Below are 294 nucleotides of genomic sequence, written 5' to 3'. Positions count from 1 at the left end.
CAAATGCTGATTGCAGCTTAATGTTAAATGTTTCTGTATCATAAAACTGATCAAACCTAAATGACGGTAGCATAGCATTTGCAACAATGTATTCATTACGTTTTTTATCAGCATTTAATGCGTCGAAACAAACAACTTCTGTTGGACTAACAACATGTACCATTAACTTTTCATTCCACTCATAATCTGACTGAATATATTCAATTAGACCTGATAAGCTACGGACAATAATCGCATTGGCAGTTGGTGCAGAGTTTAAATAAAGGTTTTTATCCGAATAAGCTTGTCCATTTA

General features: G+C 33.3%; 1 pseudogene. It reads right to left on the bottom strand.

Annotated features, from left to right (window positions below):
- Positions 1 to 294, bottom strand: a pseudogene (locus tag AOA60_RS32515) (hypothetical protein); the annotation flags it as partial.

The sequence above is a fragment of the Pseudomonas sp. 2822-17 genome, assembly GCF_002742485.1.
In the GTDB taxonomy this organism is placed as follows: Bacteria; Pseudomonadota; Gammaproteobacteria; order Pseudomonadales; family Pseudomonadaceae; genus Aquipseudomonas; species Aquipseudomonas cyclaminis.
Note: the sequence above shows the minus strand (reverse complement) of the source record. Positions and strands in the feature narration are given on the sequence as shown.